16 protein-coding genes are annotated in these 25020 nt (G+C 70.9%); 6 read left to right on the plus strand and 10 right to left on the minus strand.

The features are described 5' to 3' along the window. Positions 1-184: 184 nt before the first annotated feature. Together pulA and ACFVJX_RS09680 are read right to left on the minus strand one after the other, a co-directional pair. Positions 185-5512 (minus strand): pullulanase-type alpha-1,6-glucosidase, encoded by a 5328-nt coding sequence (pulA, locus tag ACFVJX_RS09675; protein WP_384125611.1) that lies wholly within the window; start codon positions 5510-5512, stop codon positions 185-187. A 103-nt stretch (positions 5513-5615) separates the two neighbouring features. Then, complete coding sequence (locus ACFVJX_RS09680) at positions 5616-7337, minus strand: carbohydrate-binding module family 20 domain-containing protein (RefSeq protein ID WP_384125609.1); 1722 nt, start codon at positions 7335-7337, stop codon at positions 5616-5618. 578 nt (positions 7338-7915) lie between these two features. Between ACFVJX_RS09680 and ACFVJX_RS09685 the strand changes: the two genes are divergently transcribed. Then, positions 7916-8728, plus strand: coding sequence for a hypothetical protein (locus ACFVJX_RS09685; protein WP_384125647.1), 813 nt, complete (start codon positions 7916-7918; stop codon positions 8726-8728). 63 nt (positions 8729-8791) lie between these two features. Here ACFVJX_RS09685 and ACFVJX_RS09690 read toward each other — a convergent pair whose 3' ends face one another. From ACFVJX_RS09690 to ACFVJX_RS09710, 5 genes are all read right to left on the minus strand, one after another. Then, the gene (locus tag ACFVJX_RS09690; protein ID WP_384125607.1) at positions 8792-9850 is read right to left on the minus strand and encodes a LacI family DNA-binding transcriptional regulator; all 1059 of its coding nucleotides are present in this window, start codon (positions 9848-9850) and stop codon (positions 8792-8794) included. Then, positions 9835-11562: a glycoside hydrolase family 13 protein gene (locus ACFVJX_RS09695; RefSeq protein WP_384125605.1), complete on the minus strand. Its 1728-nt coding sequence runs from the start codon at positions 11560-11562 to the stop codon at positions 9835-9837. The genes ACFVJX_RS09690 and ACFVJX_RS09695 overlap by 16 nt, the downstream gene beginning before the upstream one ends. Before the next feature lie 183 nt (positions 11563-11745). Next, positions 11746-12624, minus strand: coding sequence for a sugar ABC transporter permease (locus ACFVJX_RS09700; protein WP_384125603.1), 879 nt, complete (start codon positions 12622-12624; stop codon positions 11746-11748). Further along, positions 12621-13637 carry a carbohydrate ABC transporter permease gene (locus ACFVJX_RS09705; RefSeq protein ID WP_384125601.1) on the minus strand — a complete coding sequence of 339 codons (1017 nt, stop codon included), beginning with the start codon at positions 13635-13637 and terminating at the stop codon, positions 12621-12623. The genes ACFVJX_RS09700 and ACFVJX_RS09705 overlap by 4 nt, the downstream gene beginning before the upstream one ends. Positions 13638-13658: 21 nt before the next feature. After that, positions 13659-14936: an extracellular solute-binding protein gene (locus ACFVJX_RS09710; RefSeq protein WP_384125599.1), complete on the minus strand. Its 1278-nt coding sequence runs from the start codon at positions 14934-14936 to the stop codon at positions 13659-13661. Positions 14937-15304: 368 nt separating this feature from the next. Here ACFVJX_RS09710 and ACFVJX_RS09715 point away from each other — a divergent pair, with 368 nt between their 5' ends. Both ACFVJX_RS09715 and ACFVJX_RS09720 read left to right on the plus strand, forming a co-directional pair. Further along, positions 15305-16375 carry a LacI family DNA-binding transcriptional regulator gene (locus ACFVJX_RS09715; RefSeq protein ID WP_384125597.1) on the plus strand — a complete coding sequence of 357 codons (1071 nt, stop codon included), beginning with the start codon at positions 15305-15307 and terminating at the stop codon, positions 16373-16375. 135 nt (positions 16376-16510) lie between these two features. Then, positions 16511-17407, plus strand: coding sequence for a phosphatase PAP2 family protein (locus ACFVJX_RS09720; protein ID WP_384125595.1), 897 nt, complete (start codon positions 16511-16513; stop codon positions 17405-17407). A gap of 134 nt (positions 17408-17541) precedes the next feature. Here the strand turns inward: ACFVJX_RS09720 and ACFVJX_RS09725 are convergent, their stop codons facing one another. Beyond that, positions 17542-20538, minus strand: a complete 2997-nt coding sequence (locus tag ACFVJX_RS09725; protein ID WP_384125593.1) for a bifunctional [glutamine synthetase] adenylyltransferase/[glutamine synthetase]-adenylyl-L-tyrosine phosphorylase — start codon at positions 20536-20538, stop codon at positions 17542-17544. Positions 20539-20676: 138 nt separating this feature from the next. Here ACFVJX_RS09725 and ACFVJX_RS09730 point away from each other — a divergent pair, with 138 nt between their 5' ends. Continuing rightward, positions 20677-21210 (plus strand): pyridoxamine 5'-phosphate oxidase family protein, encoded by a 534-nt coding sequence (locus ACFVJX_RS09730; RefSeq protein ID WP_384125592.1) that lies wholly within the window; start codon positions 20677-20679, stop codon positions 21208-21210. Between the two features lie 15 nt (positions 21211-21225). On the opposite strand, the gene ACFVJX_RS09735 is transcribed toward ACFVJX_RS09730, so the two are convergent. Beyond that, the gene (locus ACFVJX_RS09735) at positions 21226-22017 is read right to left on the minus strand and encodes a putative protein N(5)-glutamine methyltransferase (protein WP_384125590.1); all 792 of its coding nucleotides are present in this window, start codon (positions 22015-22017) and stop codon (positions 21226-21228) included. 401 nt (positions 22018-22418) lie between these two features. Here ACFVJX_RS09735 and ACFVJX_RS09740 point away from each other — a divergent pair, with 401 nt between their 5' ends. Continuing rightward, positions 22419-23381 (plus strand): LysR family transcriptional regulator, encoded by a 963-nt coding sequence (locus ACFVJX_RS09740; protein WP_384125589.1) that lies wholly within the window; start codon positions 22419-22421, stop codon positions 23379-23381. A gap of 37 nt (positions 23382-23418) precedes the next feature. Here the strand turns inward: ACFVJX_RS09740 and ACFVJX_RS09745 are convergent, their stop codons facing one another. Then, positions 23419-24159, minus strand: coding sequence for a metallophosphoesterase (locus ACFVJX_RS09745; RefSeq protein ID WP_384125587.1), 741 nt, complete (start codon positions 24157-24159; stop codon positions 23419-23421). A 157-nt stretch (positions 24160-24316) separates the two neighbouring features. Between ACFVJX_RS09745 and ACFVJX_RS09750 the strand changes: the two genes are divergently transcribed. Next, positions 24317-24910, plus strand: a complete 594-nt coding sequence (locus tag ACFVJX_RS09750; RefSeq protein WP_384125585.1) for a CGNR zinc finger domain-containing protein — start codon at positions 24317-24319, stop codon at positions 24908-24910. Positions 24911-25020 lie beyond the last annotated feature (110 nt).

The raw sequence follows: 25020 nt of genomic DNA on the forward strand, positions 1-25020 counted from the left end.
GCTGAACAGGTGGAGAGGCCGGGGCCCGGTCCCCGCGCCCGGTAGGGCACCGGCGGGCCGACGGTGCGGCTGCCGGTGCTACGGGGCGGGGCCGGGACCCGGCCGGGTGGAGTGGGAGGGCGCGCCCGGGAGTGCGGTGGTGCGGCTCTCCCCGGCGGCTGGCCTCACGGTAGACCTGTTGTGGTCAGCGCAGGGTGAACACCGCCACTGTGCGTCCCGGAACGGTGAACCTTCCCGAACTTCTCTCGTATGTGGATTTCTTGACGGTAGAATCCGCGCCCGCCGCCTGGACGGGGTGCAGTGCGTAGTTCCTGCCCGCCAGGGCGGCGACCTTCTGGGTGGCGGTGCCGGGGGCGGCGTTGAGGACGACCACAAGCCTTCCGAGCCGCATGGTGATCACGCCGGGCGTCTCGTCCTTTCCGGAGAGCGGGAAGGACAGCGTGGACTGCACCTGCGCGGCCGTGGCGAGGCCGAAGTCCTTCTCGGTCGCGCGGATGGTGAGCAGGTCCTGGTACGCGGCCGAGGCGCCGTTGATCTGCGGGCAGCCGGGGCTGATCGCGGAATTGGTCAACAAGGGCTTGGCGTAGGACCACTTGGCCTCGTTGTCGGCGGCGGGCGGCAGTCCGCGGCCGAAGCCGTTGCCCGCCCGGCAGTCCCAGTGCAGGGCGTTGAACCAGTCGCCGCTGTCGAAGGAGTTGCGGTCCAGGGACTTGGAGCGCAGCAGGTCGATGCCGGCCTGGGAGAGCGAGGGTCCCTGCGAAAGGGTGGCCGTCGCCATGGCCAGGACCTGCATACGGGCCCGGTCGGCCGCCGAGGTCCCCGCCGGGAGCTTGAAGGCGAGGGTGTCGTACAGCGTCTCGTTGTCGTGGGCGTCGGCGTAGGCGAGGGCGTCACCGGGGGCCGCGGCGTATCCGGCCGGGGCCCCGTTGTAGTCGATGTCCGAGCCCTTGACCGTGTGCCCCGACGTGTCGGTGAAGGTGTACCCGGCGAGGCTGCCGGTGAGCCCGACCTTGATCAGGTCCTGGTAGTGCAGCAGCCGGGCCTTCTGCTCGGCCTCGGTGCCGTTGTTCGCGGAGGTGTTGGGGTCGGTGTAGAGGCCGGTGGCGAAGCCCTGTACGCCGGGGTCCTCGTCGAAGGGGCTGCCGCCGCGCACCGCGTCGCGGGCCCGGTCGGAGAAGGTCGCGATGCCGGTGCCGGCCATGTTCTTCTGGGTGGCCTGGACGAAGCGGGCGTCGTCGGCGATCTCACCGAAGTTCCAGCCCTCCCCGTACAGGATGATCTTCTTGCCGTCGACCCCGTCCTTGGCGACGGTCAGGGCGTCCAGGGCCTTGCGCACGGCCAGGATGTTGGCCTTGGGGTGGTGTCCCATCAGGTCGAAGCGGAAGCCGTCGACCTTGTACTCCTTGGCCCAGGTGACGATCGAGTCGACGACGAGCTTGCCCATCATCGTGTTCTCCGGCGCGGTGTTGGCGCAGCAGGTGGAGGTGGCGACGGTGCCGTCCTCCAGCAGCCGCTGGTAGTAGCCGGGCACGATCCGGTCGAGCACGGACTTGTCGTCCTGGCCGGAGGCGACGGTGTGGTTGTAGACCACGTCCATGACGGTCCGCAGACCGGCGCCGTTCAGCCCCTGCACCATCTGCCGGAACTCGACCGTGCGCTTGGTGCCGTCCGGGTCGGAGGCGTAGCTGCCCTCGGGGACGGTGTAGTGCAGCGGGTCGTAGCCCCAGTTGAAGGCGTCCTTCGCGGCGGCCTTCGCCACGCAGGCCTGCTGCTCCCGGGAGTCCGGGGCGTAGACGGACAGGTCGCAGGCCGGCTTCTGCTGGTCCTTCTTCTTCTCCGGGATGGTGCCGATGTCGAAGGCGGGCAGCAGGTGGACGTAGCCGGTGCCGGAGTCGGCGAGCTGCTTGAGGTGCTTCATCCCGTCGGAGCGGGTGTCGGTGAAGGCGAGGTACTCGCCGGGGTGCTTGGAGGTGGGGTCCGCGATCGAGAAGTCGCGGATCTGGAGCTCCTGGATCTGGGCGTCGCGCGGCGGCACGGCGGCGGGCTTGCGGAGCGTGCTCCAGCCCCTGGGCGCGAGCCCGCGGTCGTCGAGGTCGACGACGAGGCTGCGGGCGGAGTCGGTGGTCAGCGCGGTGGAGTAGGGGTCGGTGACCTTGTTGGTGACGATCTTGCGGACGGTGGGCGCCCAGACCTTCACCACGTACCGGTAGGGCTTGCCGTTCCACTTCTCGGTGCCGGTGACGGACCAGACGCCGGTGCGGTCGTCCCGCCGCATCGGGACGGTCCTGCCGTCGAGTTCGAGCGCGACACTCTGTGCGGTGGGTGCCCAGACGGAGAGGGTGGGCCTGCCCTTGCGGAAGACCGGGCCGAGCGAGGCGCCGCTCGCCCGCGAGCCGTAGAGGTCGTCGAGCACGCCCGCGCTCTGCACACCGGTGGCGGCGAGCAGCGCCCCGTTGGCCGCGCGCTGGGTGGCGATCAGCTGGCCGCGCAGGGCCTCCCGGACCCTGTCCCGGTCCCGGGCGTCCACGGTGAACGCCGGATAGTCCTTGAGGTGCGGGTACTTCGCCTTCTGCGCGTCACTCAGCGCGGACGGGGTGAGCCGCAGCCACCGGCCCTCGTCGGTCAGCGCGCCGTCGACGACGGAGATGCCACCGTTCTTCGCGTAGACGAGCTGCTGGCTGGTGGCCTCGGTGGCCTTCACCTTCCAGACGACGGTGTCGGAGTCGATCCACTGCGCCTCGGCCTTGGAGAGGTCGGGAGCGGGCGCGCCGCCGGCCTGCGGCAGCAGGTATCCGGCCGTACCGCCGAGCATCCACACCTCGTGGCCGTAGCTCGCGATGTCGAGCGACTGGTCGCTGGACAGGTCCTTCTCGTCGCCGCGGTGCAGGATGTAGCTGAGCGAGGTGGCCCCGTCGGTGAGCGGGACCTCGAAGGTGAGGCCCGAGGCGTCCTTCTTCACCGGCTGGAGCGGCTCGGCCCAGTCGGTCGGCTTCTCGGCGCCGGTCCAGGTGTGCAGCCCCCAGCCGTCGTAGTCGCCGTCGGCACGGTAGTAGTGCAGGACGGCCTTGGAGGTGTCCGGTGCGGGATAGGCGCCGTCGGGTGCGGTGCCGGCCTGGCCGTCCGCGCCCTGCTCGATCCAGACCTGTCCGGTCGTGGCGAGGTCGACGGTCCGTTCCGGCCCGTCGGCGGTGGCCCCCTTCTCGACGGTGTACGGGACCGAGGTGGCGTCCTCCGGCACCTTGATCCAGGCGAACGCGCCGTAGGCGTCCCGTCCGGTGAAGTCCGCGGTGGCGTCGCCGGACCTGGCCTGCCAGCCGTCGTAGTCGCCGTCGGCGCGCCTGTAGTGGATGACCGCGTAGTCGCGGTCGACTGCCACGGGCTTCGCCGGGGCGGGTGCCTGTCCGGCGGTCGAGGAGGCGAGGGCGCTCGCGGTGCGCCCGGCGCGGTCGACGACGACGGCCTTGTAGCGCAGCGGCGTTCCGGCGGCGGTCGTGTCGCCGATGGTCTGGGTGACCTTGTACGGGGCGTGGTCGGCGGTGCCGAGCGTGGTCCACTTCCCGTTGCCCTGCTGGGCGGCGAAGACGACCCGGTCGAGTGAGCCGCCGTCGACGCCCGCGGTCAGCTCGACCGTGCCGGTGGCTCCCGCGGCGGGTGCCTTCAGCGTGATCGAGGGCTTGGCGGCCGGGGCGCCGAGTGTCTTCCCGGCGCGGAGCACGATGCTGGAGAGGGCCGGGACCGTGACCTCGATCTTCTTGTCGGCGCCGCTGCGGACCGTGCCCGAACCGCCGTACAGGGTACGGAAGTCCATCCGCGCCGACTCCGTGGGCAGCTGGACGGTCTTCGCGGATGTGCCGTTGTTGGTGGCGACGACGTACTCGTTGCTGTGCTTCGGGTCCGTACGCGAGAAGGCGTAGACGGAACCCTCGGCGTACCGCTCGGTCTGGACCCCGTCGCGCAGCGCCGGGTTCTTCCCGGTCAGTTCGGAGAGGGCGGCGATGGACCGGTAAAGGGGGTGCCCGGTGTCGTACGCGTCGGAGGCGTGGGTGCGGTCGGTGCCCAGCTCGTCGTCGTCGAGGTAGTCCGCGGTCTTCGAGGCGAACATGCTCTGGCGGGCGTCCTTGTCGCCGCCGGCGCCCGTGAACCCCTGCTCGTCGCCGTAGTAGACGACGGGGTTGCCGCGGCTGAGGAACATCAGCTCGTTGGCGAGCCGGGCGCGCTTGACGAGTTCCGCGTCACCGGCCTTCGGGTTGTCCTGCCGGAGGAAGGTGCCGATGCGGCCCATGTCGTGGTTGCCGAGGAAGGTCACCTGCTCGTAGGCGTTCGCCTTGTCGGTGGTGTACCGGTAGTCGTCGCCGAAGACGGCGGCGAGCTTGGAGGCCGCGGCGCCCTGGGAGGCGTACTGGCGGGCCGCTTCCTGGAAGGGGAAGTCGAGCGTCGCGTCCAGCCGTCCCTGGGTGACGTAGGGCGAGGTGACCGCGGTGTCGGCGGAGTAGACCTCGCCGAACATGAAGAAGTCCTTGCGCCCGTGCTTCGCGGCGTATGCGTCCAGCGCGGTCGCCCACTGGGTCCAGAAGTCCATGTCGACGTGTTTGACGGTGTCGACGCGGAAGCCGTCGATGCGGAAGTCGCGGACCCACTTCTCGTAGATCCTCTCCATGCCGGAGACGACCTCGGGCCGCTCGGTCCACAGGTCGTCGAGCCCGGAGAAGTCGCCGTACGTGGTGGACTCGCCGGCGTAGGTCGAGTCGCCCCGGTTGTGGTACATCGTCGGGTCATTCAGCCAGGCCGGTGTCTTGCCGCCGGTGGTGACCGGCTTGTACGGGAAGGAGTCGGCGTCCACCTTCGCCACGCCCGCGGCGTCGTCGAAGGGGCGGCCGTCCCGGTCGAGGTACGGGTAGGCGCCCTTGGGCCTGTATCCGTAGGTCTTCTCGGCGTAGTCGACGGTGTCCGCGGTGTGGTTGGTGATGACGTCGAAGAAGACCTTCATGCCCTTGCCGTGGGCCTTGTCGATCAGCTTCGTCAGGTCGGCGTTGGTGCCGAAGTGCGGATCGACCTGGGTGAAGTCGGTGATCCAGTAACCGTGGTACCCGGCCGACGCGTCCTTGCCGGTGCCCTGGACGGGCCGGTTCCTGAAGATCGGGGCGAGCCAGATGGCGGTGGTGCCGAGCCCCTTGATGTAGTCGAGCCTGCTGGTCAGTCCCTTGAGGTCGCCGCCCTGGTAGAACCCCTTGTCCGTGGGGTCGTACCCGGTCTCCAGCCGGGAGCCGGTCAGACCGCCCCGGTCGTTGCCCGTGTCGCCGTTGGCGAACCGGTCGGGCATGACGAAGTAGAACTGCTCACGGGTCAGGTCCTGGCGGGCCGGCTGCGCGGCCAGTTCGGCGTCCGAAGGCGCGGCGGGCGGCCTGGCCGCGGCGGCGGGCGGCGCGGGCACGAGGGCCGCGCACAGGGCGGCCGCGACGACGGCGGCGGGCGCCGCTCTTCGCGCGGACGCGCGCGGGGACGGACGTATCACTCTGGTTCTCCTCGAAGGGGTGTGGAGCCGGACGGGCGGATCCGGCCCGTCCGGCGGTTGAGGACACGGCGCGGCCGGCGACCGCGCGGCCCGTGGAGAGGTCTCAGTTCCGCCAGGCGTCCGCCGTCAGCGCGACCTTGCCGGAGGACGGCACGGTGCCCGTGCGGTTGGCACCGCTCTCCCAGGTGACGTTGCCGCTCGCGTCCTTGCGGATGTACTTGTACTCGAACGACGTACCGGCGGGCAGGCTCACGTCGAGCTTCCAGACGGGGTACGTGGCCGGGTCCAGCTTCGGCGCGCTGCCGGTGTTCCAGTTGCCGAGCGCGGACTGGTTGCCGGTGACGTAGATGTTCTGGCCGGGCTGGGTCGTGGCGTTGACGCCGAAGGAGACGCCGGATGCGCCCGTGCCCGGGTCGGTCGGGTCGGTCGGGTCGGTGCCGCCGCCGGAGCAGGTGCGGGCGCCGGTCTGGAGGGCCAGCGCCGTGTCGGCACCGAGCGTGGCGGTGAACTGGCCGGAGCCGTTGACGGTGACGCCGTTGCCGGACTGGATGTCGCAGTAGTCACCGGCGGGCAGCGAGGTCTGGAACGTGCGCGTCAGCGGGGAGCCCTCGTGGTTGATCGCGACGTACGCCTTGGAGCCTCGGCCGAAGGCGATCCGGTCGCCACCGTTGTCCCACCAGTTGGTGACGGCCTCGCCGCGCGCGGTGTTGCGGAAGCCGACCATGGAGGCGATCTCGGGCCAGGCGTGCTGGCACTTCCAGCCGTCGCTGTAACAGGCGTTCACCGTGCCGCCGTTCGGCGGTCCTGCGTCCGCGTCGGACCACTCGTAGCCGGAGTGGACGTCGGGCGAGCCGTAGGGCCAGGCCAGCATGAAGACGCCGGCGAGCGTGTAGTCGGCGCCGTCCTTGTAGTTCAGCGTCTCGCCGTTGCGCTCGGTGTCGTGGTTGTCGACGAAGACCGCGGCCGTCGAGGAGGGCATGAAGCCCCAGCCCTCGCCGAAGTTCTTCAGGTTGGCGAGGTTCTCGTTTTCGAAGACCTGCTTGAGGCTGCGGGCGTAGCGGAATTCCTGGACGTCACCGGTCCCGGCGTACTCGTCGGGTGAGACCGCCTCACCGGCTCCGTAGATCGCCTCCTGTTTCCAGTAGGCACCCGGGTTGGTCAGCCGCGACTTGATGTTGGCGAGGTCGTTCTCGGGGATGTGCTTGGCCGCGTCGACGCGGAAGCCGTCGACGCCCAGCGAGAGCAGGTCGTCGAGGTATCCGGCGATCTTGCCGCGGACGTACTCCTCACCGGTGTCCAGGTCGGCCAGGCCTACGAGTTCGCAGTTCTGGACGTTGGCGCGGTCGCCGTAGTTGCTGATCTGCGACTGGCAGTCGTTCATGTCGTTGACCGAGTACAGGCCGGGGTAGTCGTACTTGCTGTACGAGGACCCGCCCGTGCCCGTGCCGGATCCGGCCGACATGTGGTTGATGACCGAGTCGGCCACGACCTTCACGCCCGCGCCGTGGCAGGTGCTGACCATGTTGGCGAAGGACGTGCGGTCGCCGAGCCGTCCGGCGATCCTGTAGCTGACCGGCTGGTACGAGGTCCACCACTGCCCGCCCTGGATGTGCTCCTGGGGCGGCGAGACCTGTACGTATCCGTAGCCGGCCGGGCCGAGGGTGTCCGTGCACGCCTTGGCGACGGAGTCGAACTTCCACTCGAAGAGAACCGCGGTGACGTCCTTGGTGCCGGGCGTGGCGGCCTCGGCGTTCGTGGCGGGGACCACGAGGGCGGCGGCGCCCGCCACCAGGGCGAGGGCGGCAGACAGAGGTCTTCGTGCCATGTTTCCTCCTGCGGTGGGGGAAATGCGGGTGACGATGCAGCCTCATACGGCAACGCGCCCTGCCCTCAAGGCTCCTGAATGTTCTTGCTGCAAGAATGCAAACCTTGCCGCGGGGAGACCGTACGAGCCCACCAGGTTCCGGTCAACCCTTTGGACACGACCTGCTCATATCCCGCTCACACCCGCGAAATACTGGAGATTCCTTCCTGCAATGCCTTACGCAAGACATTGCAGCGCTGTTACGTTTCTCCCGACTCCGGTCCGGTCGGCCGGGGGACCCGTTACCGCGGGCCCCACGCGCCCGGCCGGCCGGACCGGTCACACCACCGGAAGGGCCCCGAGGCCGCTTCCCCGCCGGCCCACCCCGGGCCGGCCTCGGGGCCTCTCCAGTGCGTGACGGACCGGCAGGAAGCGCGGCGTTCGAACGCGTTCGGCGGCGCCGACTAGAGTGATCTTCCATGTGGCCAGGACAGCAGTCGTCTTCCGAGCATCCGAACTCCCGCGACGGGTACCCGGGTTCGACCCCGACACAGCCCGGACGGCCGGGCCCCGACCTGCACGCCGCACCCACGCTGGGCATGGGCGCCCCCGAGCCGCCCCGCCGCCGCTGGAGCCGCACCACGGTCACCGCCGTGGCCGCTTGCGCGGCAGTCGTCGTGGCGTGCGGGGTGACCGGCTTCCTGGCCCTTCGCGGCGACGACGGCGACAAGGCCGACGCGAAGCCCGCGGTGACGGCCTCGGCGAGCACAGGCGACCCGGCCCGGTCCGCTGCCGACCACAGCTCGGGCCCCCTCGTCCCCGGCTGGAACACGGTGGTCAACGCCAAGCGCGGCATCACCTTCGACGTGCCCGCCTCCTGGAAGCGGCAGTCCGCGAGCTGGGTCAGCTACGTCGCGGAGGACGACGACCCCCAGGAGAAGCCGCTGGTCGCGATGATGGCCCCGGCGGTCCTGAAGGAGAAGTGGTGCACGTCCGACGACGACCAGGACGGCACCAAGGAGGACACCGGCCTCGCCTCGACGGGCACCACCGGCGAGAAGGGCTCGAAGAGCGCCGCCGAGGCCGCCAGGGATACCGCGAAGACCTGGGTCTACGGCGCCTACACCCAGCCGGACCGCAGCCGCCTCACAGTCGGTGAGGCCAAGCCGTACCGGACGAAGTCCGGCATCGAGGGCCGGCTCGTGACCGTCACATCGTCCGGGTCGCCGAAGAAGGGCAAGTGCGACACCGACGGCAAGGCGGTGACGTTCGCCTTCAAGAACGCGCGGGGCGAGTTCGTGTCATGGACCTACGTCGGGGCGCACGGGGTGCCCGACGAGGTCTCCGACGCCACGGTCCGCCGGATCCTCGGCACCGTACGGCTCTTCGAGGAGGGCGACGGGCAGGACTGAGGGCGGCACGCGGGGACGGGGGCCGGGACCCCCCTCCGGACCCGGCCCCGTCCCCACGCCCGTTCAGGCGGTGCGCACCGCCGCCGTCGATCCCCGTACCACCAGCTCGGGCTGGAACACGTACTCCGTGCGCTGCACGGGACTTCCGCCGATCTCCTCCAGCAGGGCGCCCACCGCGGCCGCCGCCATCGCCTGCACCGGCTGGCGCACGGTGGTCAGCGGCGGGTCGGTGAACGCGATGAGCTGCGAGTCGTCGAAGCCGACCACGGACACCTCACGCGGCACGTCCAGCCCGCGGTCCCTGGCCGCCCGCACCACGCCCAGCGCCATCAGGTCGCTGCCGCAGACGATGCCGGTGCACCCCTGGTCGAGCAGTGCGCCCGCCGCCACCTGGCCGCCCTCGACGCTGAACAGCGTCGAGCACACCAGGAGTTCGGCATCGGAGCGGTCGAGCCCCAGCAGGGAGACCGCCGCGTCCACGAAGCCGTCCCGCTTGCGGCGGGAGGGCACGTAGCGCTGAGGGCCGATCGCGAGCCCGACCTTGCGGTGGCCGAGTTCCGCGAGGTGGCCCACTGCCATCCGGACGGCGGCGGTGTCGTCGGGCGAGACGAACGGGGCGCTGATCCGCTCGTTGTAGCCGTTGATCAGGACGAACGGCACCCCGCGCTCTGTGAGCGCGGCATAGCGTGCCGGGTCGGCCGAGGTGTCGGCGTGCAGCCCGGAGAGGAAGACGATGCCACCGACGCCGCGCTCGACGAGCTGCTCGACGAGTTCGTCCTCGGTGGCGCCGCCGGGCAGCTGGGTGCAGAGCACCGGCGTGTAGCCGTGGCCCGCCAGGACCTGTTCGACGGACTGCGCGAACGCCGGGAAGATCGGGTTGGTGAGCTCGGGCGTCACCAGTCCGATCAGTCCGGCGCTGCGCTGCCGCAGCCGTACCGGGCGCTCGTAGCCCAGGACGTCGAGCGCCGCGAGCACCCGCTGACGCGTGGTGTCCGCGACGCCCGGCTTGCCGTTGAGCACCCGGCTGACGGTCGCCTCACTGACCGAGGCCTGACCGGCGATGTCCGAGAGCCTCAGCGCGCCGCCGGCCCTGGGCAGGGGGACCGTCACACCGTCCACCACACCGTGGTGTCGGCCGGCAGCTCGATCTCGGCGCCGTCGGCGTGGACCGGAGCGCTGGACAGCAGGACGGTGCCGCGTACGGGGATGCGGACGGGGGCGCCCGTCGTGTTGACGGTGCAGACGAATCCGGGGCGCGCGAAGATCAGCAGCCCTTCGGGGGCGTCCAGCCACTCCACCTCGGTGCCCGCGCCGAGTCCGGGGTGCTCGCGGCGGGCGGCGATCGCGGCCCGGTACAGCTCCAGGGTGGAGCCGGCCGCACCGGTCTGCGCCTCGATGCTGAGCTCGCCCCAGCCGGCGGGCTGCGGCAGCCAGCTGCCGCCCTCACCGAAGCCGTGGGAGCTGCCGCCGCGCGTCCACGGGATCGGCACCCTGCACCCGTCGCGGAAGCCGTCCTGGCCCTCGGCGCGGAAGAACGACGGGTCCTGGCGGGCCTCGTCGGGCAGGTCCGTGACGTCGGGGAGACCGAGCTCCTCGCCCTGGTAGACGTAGGCGGAGCCGGGCAGCGCCAGCATAAGCAGGGAGGCGGCACGGGCCCGGCGCAGGCCCAGTTCGCGGTCGCCCGCGGTCCGGATCTGGGTGCCGAGGCCGGCCGGGTTGGCGAACCGGGTGGCGTGCCGGGTCACGTCGTGGTTGGAGAGCACCCAGGTGGTGGGGGCGCCGACCGGACGCATCGCGTCGAGCGAGGTGTCGATGACGGCGCGCAGCTCGGCCGCGTCCCAGTCGGTCGTCAGGTACTGGAAGTTGAAGGCCTGGTGCATCTCGTCGGGGCGCACGTAGTTGGCGGTGCGCTCGACGGTCGGGGTCCATGCCTCGGCCACCGCGATGCGCCCGCCCGTCGCCCGTCGCCGGCCGTCCGGCGAAGGCCCTTCGGGCGCCTTGGTGTCGGGGTACTCGTCGAGGATGGTGCGCCAGCTGCGGTAGATCGCGTGCACGCCGTCCTGGTCGAAGAACGGCATGACATCGTTGCCCAGCAGCTTCAACTGGTCGTGGGCTCCCAGGTCGGGCAGGCCCTCGGCCTTGACGAGCCCGTGCGCGACGTCGACCCGGAAGCCGTCGACGCCCATGTCGAGCCAGAAGCGCAGGATGGAGCGGAACTCGTCGGCGACGGCCGGGTGTTCCCAGTTGAAGTCGGGCTGCTCGGGCGCGAACAGGTGCAGGTACCAGTCGCCGGGAGTGCCGTCCGGGTCTGTGGTCCGGGTCCAGGCCGGTCCGCCGAAGATGGACTCCCAGTCGTTGGGCGGGAGTTCGCCCTTGGCGCCCTTGCCGGGGCGGAAGTGGTAGCGGTCGCGCAGGGCGGATCCGGGGCCCTCGGCGAGGGCGCGCTTGAACCACTCGTGCTGGTCGGACGAGTGGTTGGGCACCAGGTCGACGATGATCCGCAGGTCCAGGTCGTGGGCCTCGCGGATCAGCGCGTCGGCGTCCAGCAGGGTGCCGAACATCGGGTCGATGGCCCGGTAGTCGGCGACGTCGTAGCCGGCGTCGGCCTGCGGGGAGGCGTAGAAGGGGCTGAGCCACACGGCGTCGACGCCGAGGTCCCTGAGGTAGGGGAGCCGGGCGGTGACGCCTGCGAGGTCGCCCATGCCGTCGCCGTTGCCGTCGGCGAAGCTTCGCGGATAGACCTGGTAGATCACCGCGTCCTGCCACCAGCCGGTGCGGTGGCCCGGGGCGTCGTCGGACGTGCCGGTGGAGGGGGCAGCGAGGTGCTGGGTCATGTCGTCCCTGGGGTGTCTGGGTGGGGGGTGGCGCCGGGACCGGGTCGGGATGCCGGCGCCACCGTGACTGGTGCGTGCGGGTCGTGCTGCGGCGTGGGGAGGGTGCTGACGATCTCGGCCGCGGATGCGCGTGCCGGGCGCCGGGCGCCGGGCGCCCGCCTGGATCGTCGGCCCCCTCCCTGCTCAGCCCTTGACTGCCCCGGCGGACACGCCGGTGACGAGGTGCTTCTGCGCGAACAGGAAGACCAGGGCCGCGGGTATCGCGATGAGCACGGACGCGGCGGTCATCGGACCCCACTGGGCTCCGTACTGGTTGACGAACAGCTGGAGTCCGCCCGCGAGCGTGAGGTTGTCCTCGCCGACCAGGAAGGCGGATGCGTACGCCACCTCGCCCCAGGCGGTGATGAAGGAGTAGAACGCGGTGACGGCGAGGCCGGGCTTGGCCAGCGGCAGGATGAGCCGCCAGAACGTGCCGAACGGGGTGAGGCCGTCGACCTGTCCCGACTCGTCGATCTCGCGCGGGATGGTGTCGAAGAAGCCCTTCATCATCCAGGCGCAGAACGGCACCGAGATGGTGAGGTAGGTGATGACCAGCCCGGCCGGCTTATTGAGCAGTCCCAGGCCGGCCATGATGTTGTAGATCGGCACGATGAGGACGGCGACCGGGAACATCTGGGTGATCAGCAGCGTCCACATCAGTCCGCGCTTGCCGGGGAAGCGGAAGCGGCTGACGGCGTAGCCGGTGGACGCGGAGACGATGACGCCGATGAGCGTGGTGAGCCCCGCGACGATCAGCGAGTTGCCGAACCACGTCAGGAACTTCGTGTCCCGGATGAGGTGGGTGTAGTTCTCGAACGTCGTCTCTTTGAAGAAGCTCGTGGTGGACGCGAACTCGGCCGGCTTCAGCGAGGTGAGCAGGACCCAGAGCACGGGGAAGACCGCGATCACGGACGCGACGACGAGCGTCAGGTGCAGGGCCGTGGAGGCCAGCGGCGAACGCTCGCCGCGCCGCCGGACCTTGGGCGCGGAGTGCCGCGCGGTGGGGGTGGGTGCGGTGGTCACCAGTCATCTCCCTGAGTGCGCAGGACTCGCCGGTAGATGGTGGCGAAGATCAGCAGGAGTACGAGGATCAGCACGCCCCAGGTGGAGGACTGCGCGAAGTCGCGCGGGCTGATCTCGAAGGAGAACTTGTAGGCCTGGGTGACCAGGATCTGGGTGGCGTCGCCGGGCCCGCCGCGGGTCAGCAGGAAGATCACCGGGAACATGTTGAAGGTCCAGATGGTGGAGAGCAGGATCACCGTCGTGGAGACGGGCCGCAGTCCGGGCAGGGTGATGTGCCGGAAGCGCTGCCAGGCGGTGGCACCGTCCATCTCGGCGGCCTCGTACTGCTCGCTGGGGATGGACTGCAGACCGCCCAGCAGGGCGACCATCATGAACGGCACACCGAGCCACACGTTGACGACGATGACGGACAGCTTCGCCCAGGTGGGGTCGCCGAGCCAGTCGATGCCGCCGAAGCCGCCGCCGGAGAGGAGCTTGTTGAGCAGCCCGCGGTCGTTGTTGTAGAGGAAGCGCCAGGCGAAGACGGAGACGAAGCCCGGCACGGCCCAGGGCAGGATGAGGGCCATCCGGTAGGCGGAGCGCCCGGCGATCCTGCGGTTGAGGATGTTGGCGAGCGCCATGCCGAGGCCGAAGGTGATGGCCACGCAGGAGACCGTCCACACCAGGGTCCACCCGAGCGTGCCGAGGAACTGGTCGCCGGTGAGCGCGTCGGTGTAGTTGTCCAGACCCACGAACTTGTACGTGGCGGGCAGGTGGTTGACACCGATGGACCGCGCGACGTTGCGCTCGTTGGCGTCGGTCAGCGACAGGTAGATGCCGCGGACCAGCGGATAGCCGATGATCACGCCGATCACGACGACGACCGGGGTCACCATCGTCCAGGCGTACCAGTGTGTCGACAGAGCCCGTCGGAGCCTGCCCGGCGGCGGGGGGTTACCAGTACCGCGGCTCCGGCCGCGGGCGACGTCGTCGCCCGCGGCCTTCGCCACCGACTGGCTGGTGTGGACAGCCATCAGCCGGCCTGCCTTCCTGAGTTACTTCCAGCCATCGAGGAGCTTGCGGTAGGAGTTGCCGGTCGTCTTGACCGCCTTCTCCGGGGAGGTCTGGCCGGTGAGGACCTTGGTGTACTCGGTGACGAGCGGCGCGAACAGGCTGCCGGTCTCCGGGATCCAGGGGCGCTCGACGGCGCTCTCGACGACCGGCTTGAAGAAGCCGACGATCTCGTTGTCGACCACGGGCTCCTCGGCGTAGGCGGAGGTGCGGGTCGGCAGGAGGTTGAGCTCCTTGGTGACCTGGGCCTGGACCTTGACGGAGGTCATGTAGTCGACGAAGGCGTAGGAGGCATCGATGTTCTTGGAACCGGCGTAGACGGCCAGGTTGTGACCGCCCTGCGGGGCGCCCTGCGCGGCGGAGCCGGCCGGGACCGGGGCGACGCCCAGGTTGGCCTTGTCCTTGAACTCCTTGCCGGTGTAGGTGTCCGCGACGGCCCACGGGCCGTTGATCATCATCGCGACGTCGCCGTCCTTGAAGGACGCCTGCATGTTGTCCCAGCCGTCCGTCGCGTCGGTCTTCGCGGCGCCGGAGTCGACCAGGTCCTTGACGACCTTCATCGCCTTGACGCCGGCCGGGTTGTCGATGGTGACGGACTTGCTGGAGGCGTCGACCATGTCGCCGCCCTCGCCGTACAGGAAGGAGAGGAACCAGTAGGCGTCGTCGCCGCGCAGGTAGAGGCCGGTCTTGCCGGTCTTCTCCTTGATCTTCTTGGAGGCGGTCTTCAGCTCGCCGACGGTCTTGGGGACCTCGACGCCGGCCTCCTTGAAGATCTTCTTGTTGTAGAAGATGCCCATGGAGTCGATGACCTGCGGCACCGCGTACGTCTTGTCCTTGTACTTGGTGGACGCGGCGGCCTGCTTCAGGAAGTCGTCCGCCTTCTGCAGGGCGGGGGTGCCGTCCAGCGGCGCGAGGTAGCCGAGGTCCGCGAACTCGGGCGTCCAGGCGACCTCGGAGCGGATCACGTCGGGGGCACCGGAGCCGGCCTGGGCAGCGTTCTTGAACTTGTTCTGCGCATCGCCGAAGGGGACGTTGACGTACTTGACGTCGACCTTCGGGTGCTCCTTCTCGAAGCCTTCGGCGATCTTCTTGAAGACCTTGTCCTCGCTGCCCGCGGTGGAGGTGTCCCACCACGTCACGGTCCCCGAGAGCTCGCCCGAGCTCTTGTTGGTGCCGCCGGAACTGTCGTCGTCGCTGCCGCAGGCGGTCGCCGCGAGCGCCAGGGCCGCAACCAGGGCGGTGGCCGTTATGCCACGTCGCATCTGAACTCCTTCAACTGCCGTACCGCTCCGTCGCGGCGCCGGGTCGACGTGAACGTAACAAGGATGAAAGAAGGCCGAAAGACTTTGCGGAAGATTTCTGCAAGCTCCGGCGATCGTTACATTCGCGTGTCCTCACGGTTGCCGTCAAGCCCCTTGACGTGAGTTAAGGGACCCTGGCAAGGGCAGGCCACGGCCCATGATTCGGCAGTGCGACGATCTGATCGCAGCACACGGACGACCTTCGCAAGACCTTGCAAGATATTGCCGGAGCGTCTCCCAGGTGCGGCCTCGGCCGGCCGCGCGCCCCCCACCGGCCGATTCCTGTGCATGGTGGGCAATCCGACCCACTCCCGGTACAGTCCAGTCCCATGACCGCACGGCTTGCCGATATCGCAACTCAGGCGGGGGTCAGCGAAGCGACGGTCAGCCGTGTACTGAACGGCAAGCCCGGGGTAGCCGCTGCCACCCGTGAATCCGTCCTTGCCGCACTCGACGTACTCGGCTACGAACGTCCGGTACGGCTGCGCAGGCGCAGCGCGGGTCTGGTCGGCCTGATCACTCCCGAGCTGGAGAACCCCATCTTCCCGGCGCTCGCCCAGGTCATCGGCCAGGCGCTCACCCGGCAGGGGTACACCCCGGTGCTGGCGACCCAGACGCCCGGCGGCTCCACCGAGGACGAACTGACCGAGATGCTGGTCGACCGGGGCGTCTCGGGGATCATCTTCGTCTCCGGACTGCACGCCGACACGTCGGCCGATATGCAGCGCTACGAGCAACTGCGCGCCCAGGGTGTCCCCTTCGTGCTGGTCAACGGTTTCTCGCCGAAGGTGCAGGCGCCGTTCATCTCACCGGACGACCGGGCCGCGATGCGGCTGGCGGTGACGCATCTGGTGTCACTGGGCCACACCCGGATCGGGCTGGCGGTCGGACCGAAGCGGTTCGTCCCGGTGGTCCGGAAGATCGAGGGCTTCCACGCCACGATGCGGGAGCAGTTGAACCTCACCGCGGACGGTGTGGAGGAGCTGATCCAGCACTCCCTGTACACGCTGGAGGGTGGCCAGGCGGCCGCCTCGGCGCTGATGGAGCGGGGCTGCACGGCGGTGGTGTGCGCGAGCGACATGATGGCGCTCGGCGCGATCCGGGCCGCGCGCAGGCTCTCCAAGGACGTACCGCGTGATCTGTCGGTGGTCGGTTACGACGACTCCCCGCTCATAGCGTTCACCGATCCGCCGCTGACCACGATCCGGCAGCCGGTGACGGCGATGGGCCAGGCCGCGGTGCGCACGCTGCTGGAGGAGATCGGCGGCACACCCGCGCCGCACAGCGAGTTCGTCTTCATGCCGGAACTCGTCGTGCGCGGCTCGACGGCCGCGGGTCCCGGTCCTGACGCGGCCTCCTCCGCCGCCCCGCCCGTCCAAGGATCCCACGCACACCCGTAGTCCGCAGGACGTGCAGCCCGCCCCGGACCGGAGGATCATCAGGCGAAGCGGGCAAATCTGGCAGACTCTGTGCCTATGGGTGAATTGAGCGTGGAACCACAGGAAGGCCGCACGGAGGCCCCCCCGTCACCCATCGTGAACGAGGCGGCTCCCGAGGCGAACACGAAGCAGGTCGGCAACGTGCACCGGCTGGGCAGACTGCTCAACCGCGGTGTGGCGGGGCTGCGCGGTCCGCGGTCCCCCCGCAGACCGCGGCTCTGGTTCGAAATCCTGCTGATCGCGGTCAGTTACTGGCTGTACTCGCTGGTGCGCAACGCCGTTCCCGAACAGCGGGCGGCGGCGCTTGCCAACGCGGACTGGCTCTGGTCGGTCGAACGGTTCATGGGCATCGCCGTCGAGCAGTCGGTCAACCACGCGGTCAACTCCGTGACATGGCTGATCGTGTCGATGAACTACTACTACGCGACACTGCACTTCATCGTCACCATCGGTGTGCTCGTGTGGCTGTTCCGCCGCCACCCCGGCCGTTACGCGGCGGCCCGCCTGGCCCTGTTCGCGACCACGGCGGCCGCGTTGGCCGGCTACTACCTCTACCCGTTGGCGCCGCCGCGGCTGATGAACGGCAGCAGTTTCGTCGACACGGTCATGGTTCACCAGACGTGGGGTTCGATGGCCTCGGGCAACTTCAAGAACATGTCGAACCAGTACGCGGCCATGCCGTCGATGCACATCGGCTGGTCGCTGTGGTGCGGGCTGACCGTCTTCGCGCTGGCCTCCGCGCCCTGGGCCCGCATCCTCGGTCTGCTCTACCCCACGGTCACCCTGATCGTGATCGTGTCCACGGCGAACCACTTCTGGCTGGACGCGGTGGGGGGCATGGCCTGCCTGGCCTTCGGTTACGCGGTGTCGTACGCCTGGTACGGAGCGCTGCCGCACCATCTGCCGAAGCTGATCCCGGCGAAGACCGCGGTGCGGCCACGGCTGTCAGCGCTGTCGGTCCACCGGACGAAGGCGGCGGCGGGGCGGAACTGACGGGGCCCGGCACGTTCAAGCCCGTCCGGCGGGCAGGGCAGGGCAGGGCAGGGCAGGCTCAAGCCCCTCCGGCGGGGCGGGGCGGATTCAAGCCCTGCGGCGATCGTGGGGCGGGGCCTGGGCGGGGCCCCGGGTCACACCGCCGCTCCGTAGAAGAGTTCGTCGACCACCGCCCTGGCGCGCCGCGTGATCCGTCGGTAGTCGTCCAGCATGTCTCCGACATGCCCGGGCTCGTACCCCAGATACCGGCCCACCGCGGTCAGCTCCCGCGGGCCGGACGGGAACGTGTCGCCCGGCCTCCCCCGCACCAGCATCACCGCGTTGCGGACCCGGGTGGCCAGCACCCACGCCTCGTCCAGTGTCTGGGCGTCCTCGCTGGAGATCAGCTCCGCCGCACACGCCGCGGCCAGCGCCTCACGGGTCCGGCTCGTCCGCAGCCCCGGCTCGGCCCAGCCGTGCTGCATCTGCATCAGCTGGACCGTCCACTCCACATCGCTCAGCCCGCCCCGGCCCAGCTTCGTGTGGAGGGTCGGGTCCGCCCCGCGCGGCAGCCGCTCGGACTCCATCCGGGCCTTCAGCCGCCGGATCTCACGGACCGCGTCCTCCCCCAGCCCCTCCACCGGGTAGCGCAACGGATCGATCAGCTCGATGAAGTCGCGGCCCAGATCCGCGTCACCGGCCATCGGCTGGGCCCGCAGCAGCGCCTGGCTCTCCCAGATCAGCGACCAGCGCCGGTAGTACGCCTCGTAGGACCTCATGGTGCGCACCAGCGGCCCGCTCTTGCCCTCGGGGCGCAGATCCGCGTCGATCAGCAGCGGCGGGTCGGCGGTGGGCAGCTGGAGCAGCCTGCGCATCTCGGCGACCACCCGGTTCGCGGCCCGGGACGCCTCCTGCTCGTCGACTCCCTCGCGGGGCGCGTGGACGAACAGGACGTCCGCGTCCGAGCCGTAACCGAGCTCGTGGCCGCCGAAGCGGCCCATGCCGATCACGGCGAACCGGGTGGGGAGCGTGTCGCCCCACTCCGAGCGCACGGCGGCCCGCAGCGCCCCCGCGATGGTCACGGAGTTCAGATCGGTGAGCGCGCTGCCGACCCGGTCGACGAGCGCGCCCGGGTCCGGTTCGGCGGGGCTCTCCTCCGTGCCGTAGGAGCCGATGAGGTCGGCGGACGTCGTCCTGAACAGTTCGCGCCGCCGCACCGCGCGCACCACCGCGACCGCCGATGCGGCGCTCCCCGACCGCCCCACCGCGGCCAGCACCTCCTGCTCCAGGTTCTCCCGGCTGCGCGGCTTCAGCCCCTGCGGATCGCCGAGGATCGCCACCGCCTCGGGGGCGCGCAGCAGCAGATCGGGGGCGAGCCTGCCGGCCGACAGCACCCGGGCGAGGTTCTCCGCGGCCGCGCCCTCGTCCCGCAGCAGCCGCAGGTACCACGGGGTCTTGCCGAGTGCGTCGGACACCTTGCGGAATCCGAGCAGTCCGGCGTCCGGGTCGGCGGAGTCCGCGAACCAGCCGAGCAGGACCGGCAGCAGGGTGCGCTGGATGGCGGCCTTGCGCGAGACACCGGACGACAGGGCCTCCAGGTGCCGCAGGGCCGCCGCCGGGTCCTCGTAACCGAGGGCCTCCAGCCGGTGGGCCGCGGCCTTGGTGCTGAGCCGGGACTCACCGGGTGCCAGCTGGGCGACGGCGTCGAGCAGCGGCCGGTAGAACAGCTTCTCGTGCAGGCGCCGCACCACGGCGGCGTGCCGCTTCCAGGCCTGGTTGAGCTCGGCGATGGGGTCGGTGCGCATCCCGAGGGAGCGGCCGAGCCGCCGCAGGTCCGGCTCCTCCTCGGGGACCAGGTGGGTGCGGCGCAGCCGGTAGAGCTGGATGCGGTGCTCCATGGCACGCAGGAAGCGGTAGGCGTCGTCCAGCTGCGCGGCGTCCACCCGCCCCACGTAACCGCCCCGCGCGAGCGCGCCCAGGGCGTCCAGGGTCGAGCCGCTGCGCAGGGTGGCGTCGTTGCGGCCGTGCACGAGCTGGAGCAGCTGTACGGCGAATTCGACGTCCCGCAGTCCGCCGGGCCCGAGCTTGATCTCGCGGTCGACCCGGTCGACGGGGATCGTGTCGACGACGCGGCGGCGCATCTTCTGCACGTCGGGGACGAAGTTGTCGCGGTCGGCGGCCTGCCAGACGAGCGGCGAGACGGCATCGACGTACTCGGCGCCCAGCAGCGGGTCGCCGGCCACCGGCCTGGCCTTGAGGAGCGCCTGGAACTCCCAGGTCTTGGCCCAGCGCTGGTAGTAGGCGAGGTGCGAGGACAGGGTGCGCACCAGGGGCCCGTTGCGGCCCTCCGGGCGGAGGTTGGCGTCGACGGGCCAGATGGTGCCCTCGACGGTCGTGTCGGAGCAGATCCGCATCATGTGCGCGGCCAGCCGGGTGGCGGCCGGGATGGCGGCGCTCTCCTCGGCACCGTCGGCGGGTTCCGCCACGAAGATGACGTCGACGTCGGAGACGTAGTTCAGTTCGTGGCCGCCGCACTTGCCCATCGCGATGACCGCGAGCCGGGCCAGCGCGGCGTCCTCGGGCGCGGACGCCCGCGCGATGGCGAGCGCGGCCCGCAGGGTGGCCGTGGCGAGGTCGGCCAGCTCGGCGGCGGTCTCGGCGACATCCGTCGTGCCGCACACATCGCGTGCCGCTATCGACAGCAGGCACCGGCGGTAGGCGACGCGCAGCGCGTCCGGGTCGTCGGCCCCGGACAGCTCGTGCTCGAACTCGGCGACGCCGGGGTGCAGGTCGGTGGCCTCGTACGTGACGAGGGCCTGCCAGTCGCGCGGGTGCCTGGCCAGGTGGTCACCGAGCGCCTCGGACGCCCCGAGCACGCCCAGCAGCCGGTCCCGCAGGGGCTTGGCGGTGACGAGGGTGTCCAGCAGGATCTGCCGCTCGTCCGGCTCCTCGGCCTCCACGAGCCGTACGACGCCGCGCAGCGCGAGATCGGGGTCGGCGGTGGCCCCGAGCGCTTCGAGGAGGACGGGGTCGGAGCGTACCGAGGACAGGTCCGGCAGGTCGAGCAGGCGCTCGGCCGCGGACGGGTCGGTGAATCCGTGCCGCAGCAGTCGGGTGAACGTGCTGCTTCTGCGCCCCGGCAACGTCGTCATTCCGCGCTCTCCTGCTCGCCGCCCGATCACCATCCAGCTGTACGAGCCTAGTACCGCACCGATGAATGCGGAGCGGCCGCACGGTCCGTACTTCAACAGGCACGATCTCTTTCAGGACCCGACCGGGAGGCACCGACCATGCCCGCAGCAGAACCGCACCCCGCACCCGAACCGCGCGGTGAGCTGGACGCCCGCTACAGCAGCCCCGGAGCCGTGGCCCGCCCCTGGGCCGATGCGGCAGAGCTGCTGACGGAGGCGGAGCTGTACTGGCTGACGACGGTGCGCCCGGACGGCCGCCCGCATGTCACGCCGCTGATCGGTGTCTGGTGGCGGGGCGCGCTGCACTTCTCCACCGGCGCCGATGAGCGCAAGGCCCGCAATCTGGCGGAGCGTGCCGAGGTGGTCCTCACGACCGGCACCAACACCTGGTCGGAGGGGTTCGACGTGGTGGTGGAGGGCCGGGCGGAACGGGTGACGGACGGGGGGCTGCTGGCCGGTCTCGCCGCGGCCTGGGAGCAGAAGTACGGACCTGTCTGGCATTTCGACGTCCACGACGGGGAGTTCGTCGGTTCGCAGGGCAACCGGGCCGAGGTCTTCGCGGTCTTTCCGCGTGCGGTCTTCGGCTTCGGCAAGGGCGATCCGTTCACCCAGACCCGCTGGCGCCCGGCCTGAGCGCCCGGCCACCGCTCAGGGGGCGGGCCTGGTGCCGATCACGACGGTGGCGTACAGCTCGTCGGAGGAGACCACGCGCGGGATCAGCCCGCTGCCGCCAAGGGTCTCCTCGGCACGGGCCGCCTGGCGTTCGCTCGTCTCGACCAGGAGGCTGCCGCCCGGTGCCAGCCACCGCGGCGCCTCGCCGGCGACCCGCCGCATGACGTCGAGTCCGTCACCGCCGCCGTCGAGCGCCACCAGCGGCTCGTGCACGCGTGCCTCGGCTGGGAGCAGCGCGACGTCCCCCGTAGGTACGTAGGGCACGTTCGCGAGCAGGACGTCGACGCGCCCGCGCAGCGAGTCGGGCAGCGGTGCGAAGAGGTCCCCCTCGTAGACCCGCCCCAGCTGCCCGATGTTGCGCCGGGCGCAGCGCACGGCGGCGGGTTCGACGTCGGATGCGTGCAGCTCGACCCGGTCGAGGGCGGCGGCGAGCGCGGCACCCAACGCGCCCGTACCGCAGCAGAGGTCGACCACGACGGCCGGGCTGGGGGCGAGTTCCACGGCTTGGCGGATCAGGAATTCGGTGCGGCGGCGGGGGACGAAGACCCCGGGGTCCACGGCGATCCGCAGACCGCTGAACTCGGCCCAGCCGAGGACGTGTTCCAGGGGCAGACCGGCGACGCGGCGCTCCACCATGGCGGTGAGTGCGGCCGGGTCGGCGGCGGTGGAGGTGATCAGCTCCGCCTCGTCCTCGGCGAACACGCAGCCCGCGGTGCGGAGCGTGGTGACGAGGCGGGCGAGGGCGAGCGGCGACAGCGGGACCGGCATGGAGCGGAGCCTTTCGGGATGATGCCGATGGGTGCTCCGCGGTCGGTTACGTCCGGTACGTCCGGTCGACCACGTGGTGACAAGGGGTGAGCACCCAGCCTGATACAGCGGTGATGGGTCCCACCTCCTTGGTCGGTCCCCGTGCCGGGGAGCCTTCACGATGTCCCCGTCCGGGGAAGCGTCACCATACCCCCAACGGGGGCCACCGCGGAAAGGAACTCCTGGCCCGCACCTGGCGCTCGGCCACCGACGGGCCGGGCGGCGTCGAGCCGATGGAGCGGCCGGCACGGGTGGGCGCGGAGGAAGGCGCGGCCGGCCCTCCCTTCCCGCAGGGCCGGGGCAGCCGACAACCGGCCCCGGACAAGCCACAACGTCCGGTTGTGCCCGCCTATGCTGTGCCCGTGGACACCGAGGCACTGCGTACGTTCGTCCGGGCCGCCGAGCTCGGACGCCTGCAGCATGCGGCCGATGAGCTGGGCGTGACGCAGCAGGCGGTCTCCAAGCGGATCGCCGCCCTGGAGCGCGAGCTGGCGGTCCGGCTGTTCACGCGTACCGCCCGAGGGGTCGAACTGACCCTGGACGGTCAGGCGTTCCTCCCCCACGCGCACAGCGTCGTCACGGGTGTCGACCGCGCCGTCACCGCCGTCAGACCGGGCTCCCGGGCCCTGCGGATCGACGTTCTCGGCCTCCGGAGCGCACAGGCCGTCGTCCTGCACGACTACTGGCGGTCGCGTCCCGGAACCGAACTCGACGTGGTGACCCTCCGGGTCGACGATCCGCGCGTGGCGGTGGCCGCCGTGGAAGCGGGTGATGTCGACGCCTCGTTCCGCACCGTCACCGATCCGGACACCCTGCCGTCCGGCGTGCGGATGATCCACGCCTTCCACTCACCACTGGAACTCCTCGTCGGCCCGGAGCACCCCCTCGCCTCCGCGCGGAAGGTGACCCCGCCGCAGCTGCGCGGACACCGGATCTGGGTACCGGGTATCGCACCCCGCAGCGAATGGGGCGAGTTCTACGACCAGCTCGCCGCCGACTTCGACCTGCGCATCGACGCCGCGGGCCCGCACTTCGGCGACGAAGTGCTGCTGGACACCCTCGCGGGCTCCGCGGACGTGGCCACTCTCGTCGGGGCACGCGACCGGTACATCTGGCCGGCCGGCCACGACCTGCGCCGCATCCCCGTCGTCGGTCCGACGCTCGCCTATCCGCTCTCGCTCCTCCTCCCCCGGACCAATCCGCACCCGGGGCTCCGGGGGATCGTCAGCCACCTCGGCAGCCTGCCGGAGCCCCCCGCACCGCTCTGGCTGCCGTCCTGGGCGGCAGCCCGGCCACGCGGCGGCAGCGGGGAAGTCGGCGCCTGAGGCGTTCCACGGGCGCGTCCGGCCCACGGTTCGGCGATCAGAGCACGACGCGGTAGTGGGTCGTCAGGCGCCCGTGGTCGTCGAGGACGTGGAAGGCGAGGCCGGGCGGCTGGTCGCGGTCGGCGGGGGCGCTCCCCTCCCAGGGCATGCGCAGCGTCCACGTGACGGCCGGCGCGACGATCAGGGGGCGAGCGGCGAAGGTCGAGGCGGCGGCGGTGTGGGCGTGGCCGGTCAGTACGGCGGCGACCCGGGGGTGCGCGTCGAGCAGGTCGGCCAGTTCGCCGGTCCGCTGGAGCCGGCAGGAGTCGGGGAGCGGGTGGTGGAGGTCCACCGGCGGCTGGTGGAAGGCGATCAGGGCCCGGACCCCTTGCGGCAGCCCGGTGAGCGTGGCATCGATCCAGGCCAGCGTCTCGGTGTCGAGGAGTCCCTCGTCGCGGCCGGGGATGGTGGAGTCGCACATCAGGACGGCCGTGCCGCCGATGTGATGGACCTGGTTGACGGGCCCGTGCCCGGGGTCCTCTCCGAGCAGGGCCTTGCGGTAGGCGGGGCGCGCGTCGTGGTTGCCGGGGCAGGCGAGTACGGGGAAGGGGGCGGTCAGGATCCGTGCCGCCTCCTCGTATTCGCTCTCCGCCCCGTGATCGGCGATGTCCCCGGTGACCAGGAGCGCGTCGACCGGACGCGGCAGGGCGCGCAGGTAGTCCATGACGCGGGTGGCGCGTCGGGTCGCCCTCTCGCTGCCGTCCAGATGCAGGTCGCTGATGTGGGCAAGCAGCGTCATGGTCCCTCGTCCTCCTTTGACGGCCGGAGCCCGGACGTCATCGCCCCACCCCGACACCTAACGGTTAAATTCTGCTTTACCGTTAGGACTCTAGAGTGTGCGCAGGGATGCGATCAAGTGGTTGACGACCGGTCGCAGAAGGAGAAGAGGCAGCCTCATGGAGCGTCGGCCGGCGCTGGAACTGGCGAGCACGATCCGTCACGACGGAGACGGCGGGGTCACCGACGACCTCGCCACGGCCCGAGGGACGTCCCGCTGGATCCACCACCAGCGCGAGCTGCTCGCCGGCCACGCGGACGACGAGTTCGTGGTGGACGAGGAGCTCAGGCTGGGGATCGTCGAGCTGCGCAGGGCAGTCCGCGCACTGTTCGCCCGGGCCGTCAGCCCCGCTCCCCCGAGCCCCGCGGACGCCGACCGGCTGATGCCCGCCACCGAGGCGACGGCTCACCTGAATACGGTCGCCGCCCTCGAACCCGTGACCCCTCAGCTCGACTGGCCCCTCGACGGGGCCCCCGCGGTCAGGCTCTCGTCCACGCAGGGCGACCCGGCCGTCCGGCTCCTGGCGGCCCTGGCCCGCGCCGCGATCGACTTCCTGACCGGCCCGGAGCGCGAGCAGCTGCGGGCCTGCACCGCACCCCGCTGCGTGCGCTACTTCGTCAAGAGCCACGGGCGGCAGGAGTGGTGCAAGCCGTCATGCGGAAACCGCGCCCGCGCGGCACGCCACTACCGGCGCCAGTCCCCCGCCCACTGACCGGCCCGCCCCGGACGCGGGACCCCGGGCGCACCCAACTCCCCGCAGGCGGACCGGAGTACATCGGAAACGACTTCGGGCCGACGGTGAGACACCGTCGGCCCGAAGCC

The organism is Streptomyces sp. NPDC127177, assembly GCF_042672475.1.
GTDB lineage: Bacteria > Actinomycetota > Actinomycetes > Streptomycetales > Streptomycetaceae > Streptomyces.